The sequence below is a fragment of the Siminovitchia terrae genome (assembly GCF_003605405.2).
GTDB lineage: Bacteria > Bacillota > Bacilli > Bacillales > Bacillaceae_C > Siminovitchia > Siminovitchia terrae.
Map to the genome: position 1 here is coordinate 118,734 of NZ_QYTW02000007.1, position 15,649 is coordinate 134,382.

At 36.8% G+C, this 15,649-nt stretch carries 22 protein-coding genes and 3 pseudogenes; 16 read left to right on the top strand and 9 right to left on the bottom strand.

The annotated features are described in order from the left end of the window. Positions 1–211: 211 nt before the first annotated feature. Complete coding sequence (locus D5F11_RS27180; protein ID WP_221768448.1) at positions 212–349, bottom strand: histidine phosphatase family protein; 138 nt, start codon at positions 347–349, stop codon at positions 212–214. Then, the gene (gene hisC / locus D5F11_RS09760; RefSeq protein ID WP_120118430.1) at positions 346–1,452 is read right to left on the bottom strand and encodes a histidinol-phosphate transaminase; all 1,107 of its coding nucleotides are present in this window, start codon (positions 1,450–1,452) and stop codon (positions 346–348) included. Before hisC ends, D5F11_RS27180 begins: the two co-directional genes overlap by 4 nt. A 226-nt stretch (positions 1,453–1,678) precedes the next feature. Between hisC and D5F11_RS27745 the strand changes: the two genes are divergently transcribed. From D5F11_RS27745 to D5F11_RS09815, 13 genes are all read left to right on the top strand, one after another. Beyond that, entirely contained in the window at positions 1,679–1,813 is a 135-nt protein-coding gene (locus tag D5F11_RS27745; RefSeq protein ID WP_281277083.1) for a hypothetical protein, read from the top strand. Between the two features lie 213 nt (positions 1,814–2,026). Then, a complete protein-coding gene (locus tag D5F11_RS09765; RefSeq protein WP_120118429.1) occupies positions 2,027–2,320 on the top strand; it encodes a CPCC family cysteine-rich protein in 294 nt (97 codons plus the stop codon). A 5-nt stretch (positions 2,321–2,325) separates the two neighbouring features. After that, positions 2,326–2,766 carry a hypothetical protein gene (locus D5F11_RS09770; RefSeq protein ID WP_120118428.1) on the top strand — a complete coding sequence of 147 codons (441 nt, stop codon included), beginning with the start codon at positions 2,326–2,328 and terminating at the stop codon, positions 2,764–2,766. A 38-nt stretch (positions 2,767–2,804) separates the two neighbouring features. Next, positions 2,805–3,095, top strand: coding sequence for a hypothetical protein (locus D5F11_RS26255; RefSeq protein ID WP_120118427.1), 291 nt, complete (start codon positions 2,805–2,807; stop codon positions 3,093–3,095). Further along, positions 3,061–3,246 carry a GNAT family N-acetyltransferase gene (locus D5F11_RS28070; RefSeq protein ID WP_120118426.1) on the top strand — a complete coding sequence of 62 codons (186 nt, stop codon included), beginning with the start codon at positions 3,061–3,063 and terminating at the stop codon, positions 3,244–3,246. Before D5F11_RS26255 ends, D5F11_RS28070 begins: the two co-directional genes overlap by 35 nt. A 48-nt stretch (positions 3,247–3,294) precedes the next feature. After that, on the top strand, positions 3,295–3,552 hold the full coding sequence (locus tag D5F11_RS09780) for a hypothetical protein (RefSeq protein WP_244862039.1): 258 nt from the start codon (positions 3,295–3,297) through the stop codon (positions 3,550–3,552). A 127-nt stretch (positions 3,553–3,679) separates the two neighbouring features. After that, positions 3,680–4,276 (top strand): class I SAM-dependent methyltransferase, encoded by a 597-nt coding sequence (locus D5F11_RS09785; protein ID WP_120118425.1) that lies wholly within the window; start codon positions 3,680–3,682, stop codon positions 4,274–4,276. A gap of 171 nt (positions 4,277–4,447) precedes the next feature. Continuing rightward, entirely contained in the window at positions 4,448–4,936 is a 489-nt protein-coding gene (locus D5F11_RS09790; RefSeq protein ID WP_120118424.1) for a sugar O-acetyltransferase, read from the top strand. A gap of 562 nt (positions 4,937–5,498) precedes the next feature. Then, positions 5,499–5,651, top strand: a complete 153-nt coding sequence (locus D5F11_RS28075) for a GNAT family N-acetyltransferase (RefSeq protein WP_425470779.1) — start codon at positions 5,499–5,501, stop codon at positions 5,649–5,651. A gap of 152 nt (positions 5,652–5,803) precedes the next feature. Next, complete coding sequence (locus tag D5F11_RS09800; RefSeq protein ID WP_120118423.1) at positions 5,804–6,340, top strand: DUF1572 domain-containing protein; 537 nt, start codon at positions 5,804–5,806, stop codon at positions 6,338–6,340. A 312-nt stretch (positions 6,341–6,652) separates the two neighbouring features. Continuing rightward, the gene (locus tag D5F11_RS09805; protein ID WP_306428803.1) at positions 6,653–7,117 is read left to right on the top strand and encodes a DUF4825 domain-containing protein; all 465 of its coding nucleotides are present in this window, start codon (positions 6,653–6,655) and stop codon (positions 7,115–7,117) included. A 41-nt stretch (positions 7,118–7,158) separates the two neighbouring features. After that, positions 7,159–7,344, top strand: coding sequence for a hypothetical protein (locus D5F11_RS09810; RefSeq protein WP_120118421.1), 186 nt, complete (start codon positions 7,159–7,161; stop codon positions 7,342–7,344). Positions 7,345–7,409: 65 nt separating this feature from the next. Next, complete coding sequence (locus D5F11_RS09815; RefSeq protein WP_120118420.1) at positions 7,410–7,970, top strand: cysteine hydrolase family protein; 561 nt, start codon at positions 7,410–7,412, stop codon at positions 7,968–7,970. A 488-nt stretch (positions 7,971–8,458) separates the two neighbouring features. Here the strand turns inward: D5F11_RS09815 and D5F11_RS28080 are convergent. The 3 genes and pseudogenes from D5F11_RS28080 to D5F11_RS28090 all read right to left on the bottom strand — a co-directional run bounded on the left by D5F11_RS28080 (position 8,459) and on the right by D5F11_RS28090 (position 9,828). Further along, a pseudogene (locus D5F11_RS28080) lies at positions 8,459–8,986 on the bottom strand (Tn3 family transposase). A gap of 4 nt (positions 8,987–8,990) precedes the next feature. Further along, positions 8,991–9,406: pseudogene (locus D5F11_RS28085) on the bottom strand (Tn3 family transposase). Between the two features lie 137 nt (positions 9,407–9,543). Beyond that, positions 9,544–9,828: a hypothetical protein gene (locus D5F11_RS28090; protein WP_245998170.1), complete on the bottom strand. Its 285-nt coding sequence runs from the start codon at positions 9,826–9,828 to the stop codon at positions 9,544–9,546. Positions 9,829–9,862: 34 nt separating this feature from the next. Between D5F11_RS28090 and D5F11_RS09825 the strand changes: the two genes are divergently transcribed. Beyond that, positions 9,863–10,060 (top strand): hypothetical protein, encoded by a 198-nt coding sequence (locus D5F11_RS09825; RefSeq protein WP_126646547.1) that lies wholly within the window; start codon positions 9,863–9,865, stop codon positions 10,058–10,060. On the opposite strand, the pseudogene D5F11_RS09830 reads toward D5F11_RS09825, so the two are convergent. The 3 genes and pseudogenes from D5F11_RS09830 to D5F11_RS09840 form a co-directional block, all read right to left on the bottom strand. After that, a pseudogene (locus D5F11_RS09830) lies at positions 10,013–10,248 on the bottom strand (hypothetical protein); the annotation flags it as partial. The gene D5F11_RS09825 and the pseudogene D5F11_RS09830 overlap by 48 nt on opposite strands. 110 nt (positions 10,249–10,358) lie before the next feature. Beyond that, positions 10,359–11,273 (bottom strand): NADP-dependent oxidoreductase, encoded by a 915-nt coding sequence (locus D5F11_RS09835; RefSeq protein ID WP_120118418.1) that lies wholly within the window; start codon positions 11,271–11,273, stop codon positions 10,359–10,361. Positions 11,274–11,526: 253 nt separating this feature from the next. Further along, positions 11,527–11,865: a VOC family protein gene (locus D5F11_RS09840; RefSeq protein ID WP_120118417.1), complete on the bottom strand. Its 339-nt coding sequence runs from the start codon at positions 11,863–11,865 to the stop codon at positions 11,527–11,529. A 205-nt stretch (positions 11,866–12,070) separates the two neighbouring features. Here D5F11_RS09840 and D5F11_RS09845 point away from each other — a divergent pair, with 205 nt between their 5' ends. Together D5F11_RS09845 and D5F11_RS26260 are read left to right on the top strand one after the other, a co-directional pair. Then, the gene (locus D5F11_RS09845) at positions 12,071–12,955 is read left to right on the top strand and encodes a LysR family transcriptional regulator (protein WP_120118416.1); all 885 of its coding nucleotides are present in this window, start codon (positions 12,071–12,073) and stop codon (positions 12,953–12,955) included. A 673-nt stretch (positions 12,956–13,628) separates the two neighbouring features. Next, positions 13,629–13,787: a hypothetical protein gene (locus D5F11_RS26260; RefSeq protein WP_185830609.1), complete on the top strand. Its 159-nt coding sequence runs from the start codon at positions 13,629–13,631 to the stop codon at positions 13,785–13,787. A 365-nt stretch (positions 13,788–14,152) separates the two neighbouring features. Here D5F11_RS26260 and D5F11_RS09850 read toward each other — a convergent pair whose 3' ends face one another. After that, positions 14,153–15,571, bottom strand: a complete 1,419-nt coding sequence (locus D5F11_RS09850; protein WP_120118414.1) for an aminotransferase-like domain-containing protein — start codon at positions 15,569–15,571, stop codon at positions 14,153–14,155. Positions 15,572–15,649 lie beyond the last annotated feature (78 nt).

A 15,649-nucleotide genomic window follows, 5' to 3' on the forward strand; every position in this document is an offset into this window, starting at 1 on the left:
ATGGACGATATAAATGTTGCTTAAAAAAATGCTCATATATAATTGAGAATTTTTTAAATATCCTCTATTAGTTAACCTTCTCTCTCCTATTTTAATTTCCCTGCAGTGAATCTGTTGTATTGATCTCTAACGGCTGATTATCTAAGAGAAATTGAGCTGTGTTTAGTGCTCTTGGGCTAGGATTGGAATAAATTTTCTTGAAATGAACATTCTATAATCGTTCTTTTAACCATTTGGCTTGTTGTATACCTATGTCTGTATGAGTAGGAGTAGATTTCATATGACCTTGTATTTCTTTCACAATCCATTTTGTTTGGCTGTGGCGTGTCAAATTTAAAGTTGTTTTCATGACTTCATGATTTCCCCTAACCCCTGGATAAAGACCTCGTTTTCAAATTTTGTTCCAACTGAAACGCGAATATGGCAAGGAAGATTCCAAGTGCCACCATATCGAACAATAATTCCTTTGTCCAACAGTTGCTCATATACTGATTTTGCATTTGGCCCGAGCTCTACTAGAACGAAATTGCTCATACTTTCAATGAACGGAAGACTAAGCTCTTTGAATGCACGGTAAAGTTGTTTCCGCCCTTTGATATTCGATTGAAGAGACAAGTGGACATGCTCATCATCGTGTATAGCTGCTGCAGCCGCAACCTGCGCCAGTGCATTAACATTAAATGGTTCCTTTACTTTTAGAATATGTTGGATAATGAACTCCGGGACTGCCCCAAAACCGACCCGTAATCCAGCTAGTCCATATACCTTAGAAAAAGTCTGAAGCACGACAATAGGGTAACCAGCACGAACAAATTCCAGTCCGTTTGTATAATCTTCAGCCACAGCGTATTGACTGTATGCCGTATCAAGCAAAACAAGAACATCTTTTGGCAGGGCCTCCAGAAGGTGTTGTAAGTTAGCTTTCGATAAGTAGGTTCCGGTAGGGTTGTTTGGTGAACAGATACAAATTATTTTGGTTCTCTCGGTAACCTTTTCTATCATCGTGTCTACATTAAAAGTGTAGTTTTCGCCAAGTGGTACTTTAATGATATTTGCCCCCATAAGATTCGCCCCGAATTCATACTCGCTAAAAGATGGGGAGGGTATGATAATCTCATCGCCGGGTTCGAGAAATGACTCAGATACGAGTGTAATCAGTTCATCTCCGCCATTCGTAATGATCAATTGTTCCGGTTTCACATCTAACTTTGAGGCAATCTCCTTCCTCAAAATCGATGTATTTGCATCCGGATAACGATGAATATCAGTTAATGAATGATTGAGGGCTTTCAATGCATAAGGTGAAGGTCCCAGCGGATTTTCGTTAGAAGCCAATTTAATGACTTGAGCTAAACCCCGCTCGCTTTGAAGCTCCCAAATCGGCTTTCCCGGCAAATAAGGCTGGATGTTCTGTATGGTTTCCCGTGCTCTAATCTCTATGTTTTCAGACATGACACATCTCCCCGCGACATATTTTCAAAACTTTTCTTACTATTATTGTAAGCCTTCCTTAATATGAAGTAACCATCCAATCATTTTCCTTTTAAACAGTCCATATTTAATGATATATTGTTGGTCTGAATATACCATTTAAAAAAATGATATATTTTAATTCGGTAATTTTGTATGTTAGTTTAACTTCATTCTGCAGAAGTCTCCCACTTCTGTAAGTGGTGAGATGAAAGCCTATTGGTATTCCATTCAGTGGGGGTTCAAACCCCGGCTGAATAAAGTAAAAGCCTCCGGCGGATGCCACAGATTTTCAGAGGAAATTTATCGAGCGAAGCTCGATAAAATCTGGGCGCAAATTTGATAATTGGAGGTAAAACCAACCAGTTATTTCAAGAAGGATAAGGATCGTATTGCTATCTATGAGGAACGTATATCAAAGAAAAATTGGAAATCGAATTAGGGTAAGAAAAAAGTTTGCATATTAAGACCCTACTAAATTAACGACAGCGATTCCAGAGTAAGACAAAAGCTGTTATTTCTTTATTACTGATTAATTTGTTAGGAAGGTGATTAGATGAAATTTACTTGTCCTTGTTGTGGTTATAAAACATTAGATGGTGAACCCCCCGGAACATATGATATTTGTGAGATTTGTTTTTGGGAAGATGACGAGGTTCAATTTAATGATCCCGATTATGAAAGTGGTGCAAACACACCTTCTTTAAGGAAAGCACAGAGAAATTACATTGAATTTGGGGCTTGTGAGGAAAGGTGTATTGAATTTGTAAGAAAACCAAACAAAAAAGATGAAAAAGATCAAAATTGGAAACCACCCCGTTCTAATTGTATAATATTAACAAAGGGGTGATTTTGTTGGACAACGTTCCAAAGGTAAGGAAAATAATGCTTGATGAGGAAATTGACGAGCAGGAGTTTGTAGGTATATTCAATAGCATTTACAAGCACGAATGCTATATTTATGCAATCATACCTGAATGGGAAGATGAACTTTTTAATAGTCTGTCAAACGATTTTATTATAGTAAACAAGATCTCGTTCCCTTTAGTAAGGATTTTCCCAAGAACCATAAGATTTTTAGGATATGTGATAGATAGTAAAAAACAATACGTCTTCGAGTTTTACTTACGGTCTACAACAATGGATTTCTTAGTATTTTCAGAGTCGGATATATCTCCCCATTTAAATAACATAAACAAGAAAAACATAGACTTTTATAAAATGTTTGAATCAAATCAAATCCCCCACATTACCATTGGTCCTGATGGTCAATGGCTAAATATAGTTGAATATTGAAGTAATTTCTTATTCAAGAATCGGGCGCATTACTAGTAATGGCGCTTTATTATATTAATCGGGCCATTTTACGGAATAATGCTTATAGTAAAAAAAGTAAACGGGGGAATGTGATTGAGGATGATCTTCCTATTTTTTTCAAGCATCAACAGGACCGTGAAGCAAACCATATGGCTGCCTTTACGAGTAAGGATCCTAATGATTGGGATAGCTTCACTACACACTGGAACAAAATTCTTACGGATAGGGATATTATTAAGCAAACGATCATTGTCGAAAATACCGTAGTTGGACATGTTCTACGTTTCGAGCAGTTCGGAGAACCTTAGGTTAGGAAAGGAATATTGGGGTAAAGGAATCGCAACCAACGCTTTACGGGAATTTCTAAAACATGTTACAATTCGTCCCCTTTACGCTCGTGCCGCGAAAGATAATGCTGGATCCCTCAAGGTTCTAAAGATAAGGTGTTTGTTACGTTAACGGGTGCTTTTGGAGAACAAAGTTATTGATATAAAGGGAGGTTTCCCCTTGAACAAGAAAGATATTTTAGGAGCTTTATCAATAATAACAGTGCTAATAAGTATAATTTTTTTCTTTATAGTAAGAGGGCCAAATGCAAATTTGACTTTAGGTATAAGCGTGTTTACGGTGCTTTCTGTACTTGGAATTATTTTTGCCATAACATCTAAAAAACTATGGTTTATTATAACGGGAATTATATTAAATGGCGCTGTATTAGTGTTTGCTTATTTGCTTCTGCTTGCAATGGGAATTAGTGAGACATAAAAATTGATCAAGGAATCGGGCGCTTTAGCCGAATAACTTATTCATTTATTGGGTGCCATATTGTGGAATAAATCAGATAAAATGGGGAACTTTGTAAAGAAATATATTTAAGCTAAAGGAGCGGAATATGGAAAATTACGTTTTTGAACACATGGCAAAAAAATATGATACAGAAGAACGAATTGAATTAGCCAAAGTTATAGTTAAGGAAGTAAGACCAGAGCTACAAAATAGTAAATCTAAATCTTTTATAGATTATGGGAGTGGTACTGGTTTAATTGGTTTGGAATTAACAGACTTGGTGGGTTCTGTTTTGTTAGTGGATTCATCAAAACAAATGTTGGAGGTTGCAAAAGAAAAAATTTCTCGCAAAGGAATTACAAACTCCAAGGTGGTTTGTTCAGATTTTACCGAAGAAACACCTAAACTTAAAGCAGACATAGTTTTAATGTCACTAGTTCTTCTTCATATTCCGGATACTAAAAAAATTCTACAAGAATTATTTAACGTTTTAAATAATGGTGGCAAATTAATTATTATTGATTTTGATAAAAACGATAAAGTAAATCATCCAAAGATTCATAATGGTTTTTCCCATAAAAACCTAAAAAAAATATTATCCGAAGTTGGATTCAAATCCATTAAAATTAAGACATTCTATCGCGGAGATTGTATTTTTATGAACCAAGATGCCGCAATGTTTATAGCCAGTAGTATAAAGTAACTTCTTAAAACAATCGGGCGATATCCTGGAACAAGGATAAGCCCTATTTTCACTTTAGGGCCAGATTGTGGAGGGGAAAATTTAGAAGAGATTGTGAAAGAGCGTTCTTAAAAGAAAGATGCGGGTTAGTGGAAAAGAATGGTTGTATTAATCGAGGGGAGGAAATCAGGTATGAATGATAAAGAGAAAATCTATTATATACGGGGTACTGAGGAACTAAGAATGAAAAATATTCGTGCCCATAAACTTGTTCGAGAGTTTAACAATAGCTGTATTGAAGATTTCACAAAAAGAGAGGAAATTATTAAGGAATTGTTTGGAAGTGCAGGATTAAGTCCTAGTATTGAGCACAATTTTCATTGTGATCTGGGCTACAATATTCACGTTGGCGATCATTTCTATGCTGGATATAATTGCACTATGTTAGATATGGCAGAAGTTAGGGTTGGTCATAACTGTATGATAGGTCCTAATGTAGGGATTTATACTGCTGGTCATTCAATCGAATCCAAGGATAGGAACAAGAGTGGTTATGCAATGCCAATTAATATAGGTAATGATGTATGGATTGGCGGTAGTTGTGTTATCCTGCCTGGAGTCACTATAGGTGATAACTCAATTGTAGCTGGAAACCCAGCTAAAACACTAAGAAATATTTAACCTACAATACGTAATGATTCAAACTAACGGGCGTATTTCCGGAGCAGGTTCGGAATATTGCAAATGAGGGCGCAATTCTGCTACAAAAATTGTCCTCTTTCTTAAGGTTAACGTTCTGTTGTTCAATTAACGGGCGCATTTCTGACATAAGGATTTGCGTCCTATTTTCATTATTGGGCCATTTAAATGAATAAAAAATTTATTGTAGCCATTGCACTTTGAGGGTTTATTGGAATTTCATGCTAAACTGGTAAAGGATGTTGAAAGGACTGGTTCAAATTGATGGATATTCGAAAACCGACTGATTTGGAACTTAAAAAGATTTTAGCACTTTCCCCTAAAGCAGTTTTTGATGGTACATAGGGCAAAGTAAAACCGACTGATGAAAAAATAGAACAACTAGTTAAGCCACTTCTAAGTAAAGGAAGCCATTACTTAATCGCAGTAGAAGGTGATAAGATAATGGGCTGGACCCTATTAGGGGAAAATAAAGACCAGTTTACTGATAAATTGTGGATTTATTTATGAACTATTTGTTATTAATGAAATTAGGGGCAATGGAATCTCTAAACAGTTAATGAAAACAGCTATTGACCATCTAAAGCAAAATGGACACACTGAAGTGCGTCTTAGTACTTTTTCTGGCAATAGAGCTATTAAATTGTACGAAAAAATGGGGTTTAATATTATGACAACCATGAGCCTGCAGTTATAAAGAATAACCTTAGCAATAATCTCCAGCTAAAGGGCGCGATCATTGGAATACAGCTGTGCGAGAATCGGGCCATTTAATGGAGTAAAAAAGGGTTTATTCGGTAGAAAACTGAAATTAAATAGGGGCTATATTTGTCTGGAAGGAGGATAACAATGAATTTCGGAAATGAGTATTTGAAAGTTGTACTAGACAGATTTAAGAGTGTCAAAGATCTTGGGGATAAGACAATAAATCAATTGTCGGAAGACGATATTCACTGGCATTTAAATGAGGCTTCAAACAGTGTTGCTGTTATAGCAAATCATTTAGGTGGAAATATGGTGTCTAGATGGTCTGACTTTTTAGTCTCGGATGGAGAAAAGTCCTACAGGAATCGTGACCAGGAATTTGAAGATGATATATCGTCAAAACAAGAAATGATAGCAGTTTGGGAAAAGGGGTGGAATACCCTTTTTGCAACATTAAATAGCTTGGAGGATCAGGATTTATTAAAAAGTGTATATATTCGTGGTGAAAGCCATACGGTGTTGGAAGCGATAGAAAGACAGATGGCTCACTATGCATATCATATAGGGCAAATCGTTTATATTGGTAAGCAAATAAAAGGTGAGAATTGGGAAAGCCTTAGTATCCCCAAAGGGAAATCGAAAGAATACTTACAACAAAAGCTAAAAAAACCTAGGTCTTAAAGGCGTTAGACCTTGTTCAATAAACGGGCGCTTTAATAAAATAGCTCGTTAAAATCTGGGCGCAAATACGCCAAAGCGCATTTGATTAATTCCCTATCATGGTAAAGGGGCTTTTACCCAATAAAAATTGGAATGTCTTCAACAAAAGGGCGCTTTTCCTTAATAAGGATTAGTGCCAATATCGCATATAAGGGCCATTTTGTAGAGCAATGGCTTTAAAGGAAATTGGATTTGTAGGTTTATTATTTAGTATGGTAAGTTAATTTAAACAGTTAATTTAAACAGTTAATAGGGGTGATACCAGTGAAACAAATGCTTAAATTCTTATCTCTTTCACTGTTGGTAATTTTATTTGTAAGTGGGTGTAATACAAATAACGGGAAAGAAGATATATTTAAATTTAAAGATTCGTTTGTTGGGGATAACAGTGCTGTAGGGAACATTGCAAATCACTTGCAAGGCGCTGAACACTTAAAAGGGTTTGAACTTGAAACAAAAGACAAGCCATATGGAATTATTTTAAATTATGATTGGTCAGAATCAGAACAAAACTATAAAAAAACAGCTATTTTTAATGCTACATTTTTATTTGCATTAGTTCAAAATACAGACTGGATAACGTTTAATTTTAATAATCAAGAATACAAAATAACAAAAGAAAATCTGCAAAATTGGTATGGAGAAGATTTTAGTGAATTTACAAATGAAGATGAACTAATAACACTCACACAAAGATATTTGGAAGATGAAGATAAAGTAAATCAGTTATTCCAGTAACGGGCGCATTTCAGGGGTAAGAGGTGCTAAGGGGAGTTTTTATGGGTGTAATTGCTAAAAATGCAAGAAAAATTTATATTATTGTAGTATTAATGATGTTGGTAAAAACTTTTCTTCCAATTAAGCAATTATATGATAATGCTTTAAATATACTATTCGTTTTAATAGCTATTCCTGTTGCAATTATTGAATATAAAGTTAACAAGAGGAGTAAAGGGAATACTTAAGTGTGATCTTCCATTTAGGGCGCTTTAATTTAATGTAATAGGAACATATATTAGGGGGGAATCTCATGGATGATAAGAAAAAGGCTTTAATTATGGTTGACGTACAAAAGGCTTTCGATGATAAAAAGTGGGGAGAGCGAAATAACCTAAATGCAGAGGAAAATATTAGCAAGATACTACAATTATGGAGGAAAAAGGGGTGGTTAGTAATATACATACAACACACTTCCGATAATCCTAATTCAGTATTTCATCCGATGAACAGGGGATTTGCTATTAAAGAAATAGTGAAACCTATTGATAAAGAAGTAATTATCACAAAGAAAGTAAATAGTAGCTTTATTGGTACTAATTTAGAAGAGTATTTAAAAGTAAATGAAATATCAACAGTTGTAATCACTGGTTTGACTACACCTCATTGTGTATCAACAACTACAAGAATGAGTGGTAATTTAGGTTTCGATACATACCTGATTTCAGATGCTACTGCAGCTTTTGGTTTGAAGGACCAAAGTGATAGACATTATGATGCAGAAACTATACACAATGTATCTCTTGCTACATTGCATGATGAATTTGCCACAATACTTACAACAGAGCAACTTATTAACGATTTTATAAAATAACCTATTCAACTATAGAGCGCTATTACTGGTAATGACGTTTGATTTTATAATCGGGCCATATTTTGGACCGAAAAAGCAGGGAGGTGTTGACTTGAATTATATTATAATTTTATTTTCTTTATTGATCTCAACAATAGTATCTGTTCTAATTTTAAAAAAGACAAACCATAAATTATTCAGCATGTTATCAGCCTTTTGCTTGAACATGCTGATTTTAATTCCAATAACGTGGATTTCATACAATATGAATGATGAAGCACGCATTTTTGGAATTGGTTATTCGGGTTTATACATCTTGGTATTTGCTATTCCAGTAATAACCTGGGCAAACTTCTTAATACTACAATTTGTGAAAAAGTAAAATCCTTACTTACTTTCTTCAGTTATCGGGCGCGATTGTTGTACAAATTTATGCCGGAATAGGGGGACCGTCAGGAAAATGCGGATTTACAACGCTAAGCCCATTTTCAAGACGATACCCCCATTTTTTAACAACGTTCAGAAAGTTTTAGCGGTCTTAAAGAATCTAATGAGATCACTTTCTTCGAATTAAAATGGTATTCTCCTAGTAAATTAATATGTTCCCAGCCTAAAGGTGACATATGGTGCAATAAATCTTCATTAAAACTACTTGTCCGTTTTTCATATTCAACTGCTTTTGTTAGGTGAAGAGTATTCCAGATACTAATGGCATTGATAATTATTTTTAAAGCGCTGGCCCTTTGAAGTTGATGTTGTATGGTTCGTTCCCTAAGCTCTCCTTGTTTTCCGAAGAAAATAGCTCTTGCCAGCCCATTCATGGCTTCACCTTTATTCAATCCTCTTTGTATTTTTCTTCTTAGCGATTCAGCTGAAATTTAATTAAGAATAAAGATTGTTTTTTCTATTCGCCCCATTTCGCGTAAGGCTGTAGCTAAGCTGTTCTGTCTTGCATAAGAACCTAATTTCCTCATAATAAGGGATGCTAAGACTGTTCCTTCTCTTATTGAATGGGCTAATCTGTAAAACATCCTCATAATTTTATTTATTTGTCCACGTAAAAATAGTTTCTAGTTTGGGATACTCACTTGCTTTATCTATCGTAAATAATTTTGAATCCGATAAATCTCCTATTCTTGGAGCAAATTTAAATCCTAATAAATGGGTCAATCCGAATATTTGGTCTGTGTAACCAGCAGTGTCTGTATAATGCTCTTCTATATTTAGATCCGTCTCATGATGTAATAAACCATCCGAAACATGAATTGCATCCCTTGAATTTGTTTGAATAACCTTTGTGTAGTAAGAAGAGAATGGTCACTCGTAAATCGATAGATAGTGGCTCCTTTTCCAGTTCCGTAATGTGGGTTTGCATCTGCATGTAGTGAGGAAACACCTAGCTGCATTCTCATACCATCTGACGAAGATGTTGTACTGTCGCCCCAATAGGAAGACATATGTAATTTGTGATGGAAATTTACTAATACGACTTGGCTTTATTCATTGCATCTTCATACATGCGCCATTGGGACACATTGGCTAATTGCTTATATGTAAGTCCGAGTGTTGCTTCAGCCATCTTGCTCAAACCAATTCATTCCATTCCTAAAAGGGCAGCCATAATAATAATCGTTTCTTCTCCATTCGGTTTCTGATTATTAGAAGCACGAGTGGATTGCTCATGAAATCCTGTTATATAAGCAACATCCATGAGTAAATCGGTTAATTTTATTCTTGGGAGCATCTGATACAGGCTTGCACTAAATTTTTTTGCTTCTTCCGGAACATCTTTTTCTAAGCGTGCAATTGATATTTTTCCTTTTTCAAGAGAAACTCCGTCCAACTTGTTGGAATTGGCAGCTAACCACTTTAACTTCATTCAGCAGAAGTCTCCCACTTCTGTAAGTGGTGAGATGAATGCGTATTGGTATTCCATTCAGTGGGGGTTCAAACCCCGGCTGAATAAAGTTAAGCCTCCGGCGGATGCCACAGATTTTCAGAGGAAATTTATCGAGCTTAAGCTCGATAAAATCTGGGCACAAATACGCCAAGGCGCATTTGATCCTTTCATTAAGACTGCTGGTTCTCTCCGTCATATAATCTTCGAATGATAAACTAACTGATAATCTCGTATTTCCTTCGTTTGATTCCATGTATCTTCTGAAAACAAATATTCCTCAAAATCTCTAAATTGTCTGCTACCAACAATGGATACATCTCCTACCCGAACACGCTCCCTAAGTTCTGTTAAAACGGCCATTTCATAGTAATGAAGATTAATTGTTGTACCATTATCCTCGATATTGGAATAACCAAAGAATTAAATTAAATAGTAATAAGAAGAGGCTGCCACCAAATAGTGGGGGAAGCCTCTTCGTAAATTCTCTAGATCCATTTCCGTAGTACGCTTTAGCCAATTGTAAGAACCACTTTTCCCCGGCCGTGGCCACCCTCGATCTCTCGATGGGCGTCCGCGGCTTGGTGTAGCGGAAATGCCTTCCTAATATGGATCTGCAATTTCCCTTGTGAGTATAGTTCTACTAGTTTAGCAAGCCGATCCACTGACCTCTGGCTACGTATAAGGCGAACACCGAGTTCCTCTGCAAGGTCAAACGCAACAATTGTGCCGATTCGGTCTTTGTTTTCCACAAGTTCCAAGGATGCACGTAGAGCATCTTCCCCAGCGGCATCGAAGGCTACGTTCACGCCATCCGGTGCAAGGACCCGGACTCTGTCGGCAAGATCGTCTCCATAGGTGATGGGGATCGCACCCAGTGATCGAAGGTAATCGTGGTTGCGTTCACTAGCGGTGCCGATGACAGTTGCTCCCAATGCCTGGGCCAGTTGTACTGCGAATGCACCAACTCCACCAGCTGCAGCGTGAATCAATATGGTGTCTCCCTTGTCAACGCCAAGTTCCTGTAACGCGGTGTGAGCGGTTTGACCAGAAGCTGTTATTGCACCAGCCTCCTCCCAAGGCATGCTCTGTGGCTTATGCACAATCTGGTCAACACTAACCACCACATATTCTGCATAGCAGGCCAGTAAAGCCCAGCCAAGCACTTCACTGCCGACAGTGAAGTCAGTGACTCCATCCCCTACTTGATCAACAATTCCTGCAAACTCGTTTCCGAGAATCTGTGGATACCGCACCTCCAAACCGGGTGGTGCCCAGTTACTACTACGCACCGCCAAGTCGAACGGCTGGATTCCAGCAGCCTTGACCCGGACCCGAACTTGCCCTACACCAGCATGAGGGTTATCAAATTCCATTATTTGCAAAACATTTGGAGGACCAGAAGTAGAAATTGCAGCGGCTTTCATGCTATATCCCTCCTGAAGGGGTAGGGGTTCCAGCTGATGATGGAACGGGATTGGGTATAAATTAGGTAATTGAACTTTTTACCATCCAGACGAGCAAAATTTAAAATCTCTTTTTTTTGTTCGATAAGGTTAAGCGATCGAATCGTCTGATCTTTATTCATAGATAATCGTCCCTTCATATTTATTTTAAAATGTAATCCTAGGATTACGAATTAACATGTTCTGCTATTGAACGATGATTTAATGTCTTCATTCAACTAAGAACCTCGATGGTAAATCCACCCGGGGCTTTAACATAAAATGTCCAGCGATGAGCCATTTTTGGCGGTTTTACATCAAATCCATCATTCTTCAAGTGTTGATAGATCTCGTTCACCCGTTCTTCGCTCTTCTGCGAAAAACCTATATGAAAGGACTTCGGGTAACTGACCTGAGTACCTTTCATCAAAGCGAGCAATAATCCATCTTCGTCTAACAGTACAGCGAATGAATCGCCATGCGTGCTCTTGGTTTGTAGGTCGAAATATTTCTCCAAGAACTCTCGAGCAGCGTTAACGTCAGTGACCGTTAGATTGATATGGTTTAGTTTCAAAGGTTACACTTCCTCTCTATAGTTATGATCTTTTACTTCCTATATTTTCTTTTTAAAAATGCTCCCAAAACAGTATAATCCTCTAAAATCTTTGCAAGGTTTTATTACTTACATGTTTTATTCTATAATTGATTATTAATAAATAAAAAGACATATTAATATATCTCTATATATACTCGAGTATATGAATGAAGGAGTGATGAGCATGGAACTGCTGCAACTACATTATTTTCTAAAAGTCGCTAAGTTGGAGCATATGACGAAGGCTGCGCAAGAGCTTCGCATCGCGCAGCCTGCTCTCAGCAAAACCATCGCTAGGTTGGAAGAGGATTTGGGTGTACCGTTATTTGATCGCAAAGGAAGGAACATTCGACTCAACTCATTCGGAAAAGTGTATCTGAAGAAAGTAGAAATGGCTCTTATGTTGCTTGAAGAGGGCCGAAGAGAAGTTGAAGATCTTGCGGGAATGGAAAAAGGGCGTGTATTTTTAGCAACAACAACTCATAAATGCTTTTCTGATGTAATAGGTTCTTTTATATCCTTGCACCCTGATGTCAAACTTCAAATCACTCAAGCTTCGGAGAGGGAAAAAGTGCAACAGCTCCGAAATGGAAATATCGATTTTTGTATCACTTTCCCTCCCATTGAGCAGACGGGGATAGAGGGGTTTTCCTTTCTCACTGAAAAAATCTTACTAGCTGTTCCTCATACACATCGATTTGCTAATCGGAGCAACATAGACTTGAGTGAAGTGGCTGATGATCCTTTTATTTGTATAAAGCAAGGGAATCCATTCCGAGAAATGACAGATGAATTTTGTCATAAAGCAGGATTTACTCCAAATATTATATGTGAAGTCGACGAACATTCTGCAGTAGGTCATTTCATCCGAATGGGAATTGGTATTGCTTTTATGCCGGAAACCTTAATTGAAAAAATAGAGACGTCATTTCATTTAGTGTACATCGATAATCCTATTTGTCAGCGTACCTACCAAATCGCATGGCTTGAAGGGCGGTATATGTCCGTGGCTGAACGTAAGTTTCGGGAGTATTTTGTCCAGAGCTTTACTGAATTACCGACGCAATAAACCTTTAATTTCGATTCGAACTTTATCAGCTTAAAGCTTTTAATATTTGGAACCGGAGGTAAAAGGTTGAACTTGGTCGTCTCCTTTCTTAACTTCCAGGCCAATAATGCTTTTAACTAACTGGGACTTTTTTGAAATAACATATGCAGACATATATCTCAGAAACATATTGAACCATCTTCCATTAAAGGGGGCTTTAATGGAGCAACATAAACAGAAAATAATCAAATTTTTTTATAAAAATTGAACGATATTTCACAAAGAAAGAATCCATTTTGATCATCTTTTTCAAAATGGATTCTTCTGATTACGGTAAGATGCGGGTTTGTATGGTGTTTTTGATCGAATTTTATTTTAAAGCTACACAGAGGACAGTATGCAAGTATGAAACGAATAAGGTGGTAATTCTTTGTATGAAACGAAAGATAGCTAATTACTTTATTTTCTTTTTGTTCCTGTTCATTTGCAATTTAATAGTTAATCATTTCCTAAAACATAATTTAAACATTTTGACTGCTTTTTCCACTACTTTTGGTGTCTCACTTGGAGTGTTTTTTGTTGAGCGATGGATCGTAAAAAAGTTAAGCTAAACAGAAATATTTGCTTGAAACGAATGAGAAATTCTTTCTTTAACTTCATTCAGCAGAAATCTCCCACTTCTGTAAGTAGTGAGATGAATGCATATAGGTATTCCATTCAGTGGGGGTTCAAACCCCGGCTGAATAAAGTTAAAGCCTCCGGCGGATGCAACAGATTTTCAGAGGAAATTTATCGAGCGGAGCTCGATAAAATCTGTGCGCAAATACGCCAAGGCGCATTTGATAGGAGATAAAAATGAGTCTGTCCTAAATATACGGACTCTTTCGATAAAAGACAGCTTAAAAAAACTATGATATGTCACAAGGGTTGAAGAAATTATCTGTTGAAGGTGAATTACCTACCTTTTAAACATGGATTATCTGGTTTTTTCCGAGACTGATGCATCAGAACAATTAAGAAAAATAACTAAGAATAACTTGCACATTTTCAAAATGTTTGAGGTAAATAGAATACCCGATCTAACCATTGGTCCCGACGGTCAACGGCTTAATGTAGTTGAGTTTTGATTCGAGAGCCTTCCTCAACTAACTGGGGGCGTTAGTGAAAATAAAGGGGTATTACATATTAGTCGTATATAAATATGTAATGCCCCTCCCCTCACTTAGAAAGAGATTGTGCCACTGCAACAAACCTTTTTACCCCTTCACTTAGTTGTTTTTCATTTGCGTAAGAATAGCTTAAACGTATCCAGGATGATAGTTGTTTTAATGGATCACAAACTTGACCTGGCACAAAGGATATAGATTGTTCGATACTTTTGGTTAATAATAACTCAGTTGGAAGTTTATCTGGGAGCTGCACCCATAAATTAAGACCGCCTTTTGGACTGGTCCATTTCCAATCTGTTACCGCTAGCTCTTCCTCCATGATTTCCTTTCGGATCTGTAGGGCGATCCGGATTTTCTCCAGGTGCTGCTGCAATCTTAGTGATGAAAAGTAATGGAGAAAAATTTTTTGATTGAGAAGTGGCGAGCCATTATCAGCTAACGATTTTACTGTTAGTAGTGAATTCATTAATGATGGTTGACAAATAACAGCCGCAATTCTCAAACCAGGTGAGATATATTTGCAAAAGCTTCGGATATAAATGACTGTCCCAGCAGTATCATATGTGTAAATTGGTGATGGCGGGGCATGATCAAAATATATGTCGTGATAGGCATCGTCCTCAATTAATAGACATCGATATTGTTCAGCTAATTCTACTAAATTTTTGCGCTGCTCAACTGAAATAGTATAACCAGTCGGGTTATGGAAAGTTGGGTTGAGATAAAATAGGAGTGGTTTATATTGTTTCATATATAATTCAACCTGCTTTAAATCGTACCCGTCTGGATGGATATCAACCGTTACAATCTGTGCTCCTTGTGCTCTAAAAATATCAATCGCAGCACTATAGCTTGGACGTTCAAATAAAACGACGTCTCTTGGCTTAATAAAAGTTTGAGCGATTAAGTGAATCGCTTGCTGTGAGCCAGAAGTGATTAACAAATCATCTGCATTGAGATGGGTTTTATACTGATTGATAAAATATTGAGTGAGTGTTTCACGTAGCTCTAAATCACCTTGCACAGTTGAGTAGGTTGCAAGTACTTTGGGGTAAAGGTCAAACACTTTCTTTACGTAATCTGAAAAATAATGATTAGGCAAAAGATTTGGATCAATTAACGCCTGAGAAAAATGATAGGAAACAGGTGATTGATGGATCTCAGATAAATGATTTTTTTGTACGTATGCAGAAACAATTGGATTGTCCAGATCTAGATATTCAAGATTTTTCGGCACATTTGATTGGACAAAATAGCCAGCTTTATCTTTTACATAAACTTTGTCATGCTGTTTCAGTAATTGATAGGCCTTTAATACAGTTAACCGATGAACATTCATTTCAGATGCTAATTGCCGGACGGAGGGAATCTTTTCATGTTCTTTCCATTCTTTACGTTCTATTCGGTGCAGTACATAATCATATACTTTCTTAAAAAGATAATCTCCATCTTGAATCACTTTGCTCACATCAATTCCTCCTATTCAAAACGATTGTACCACTATCCAGTCTAATCTGTTCTATCTTTTTCAATCTGTTCTATTGTC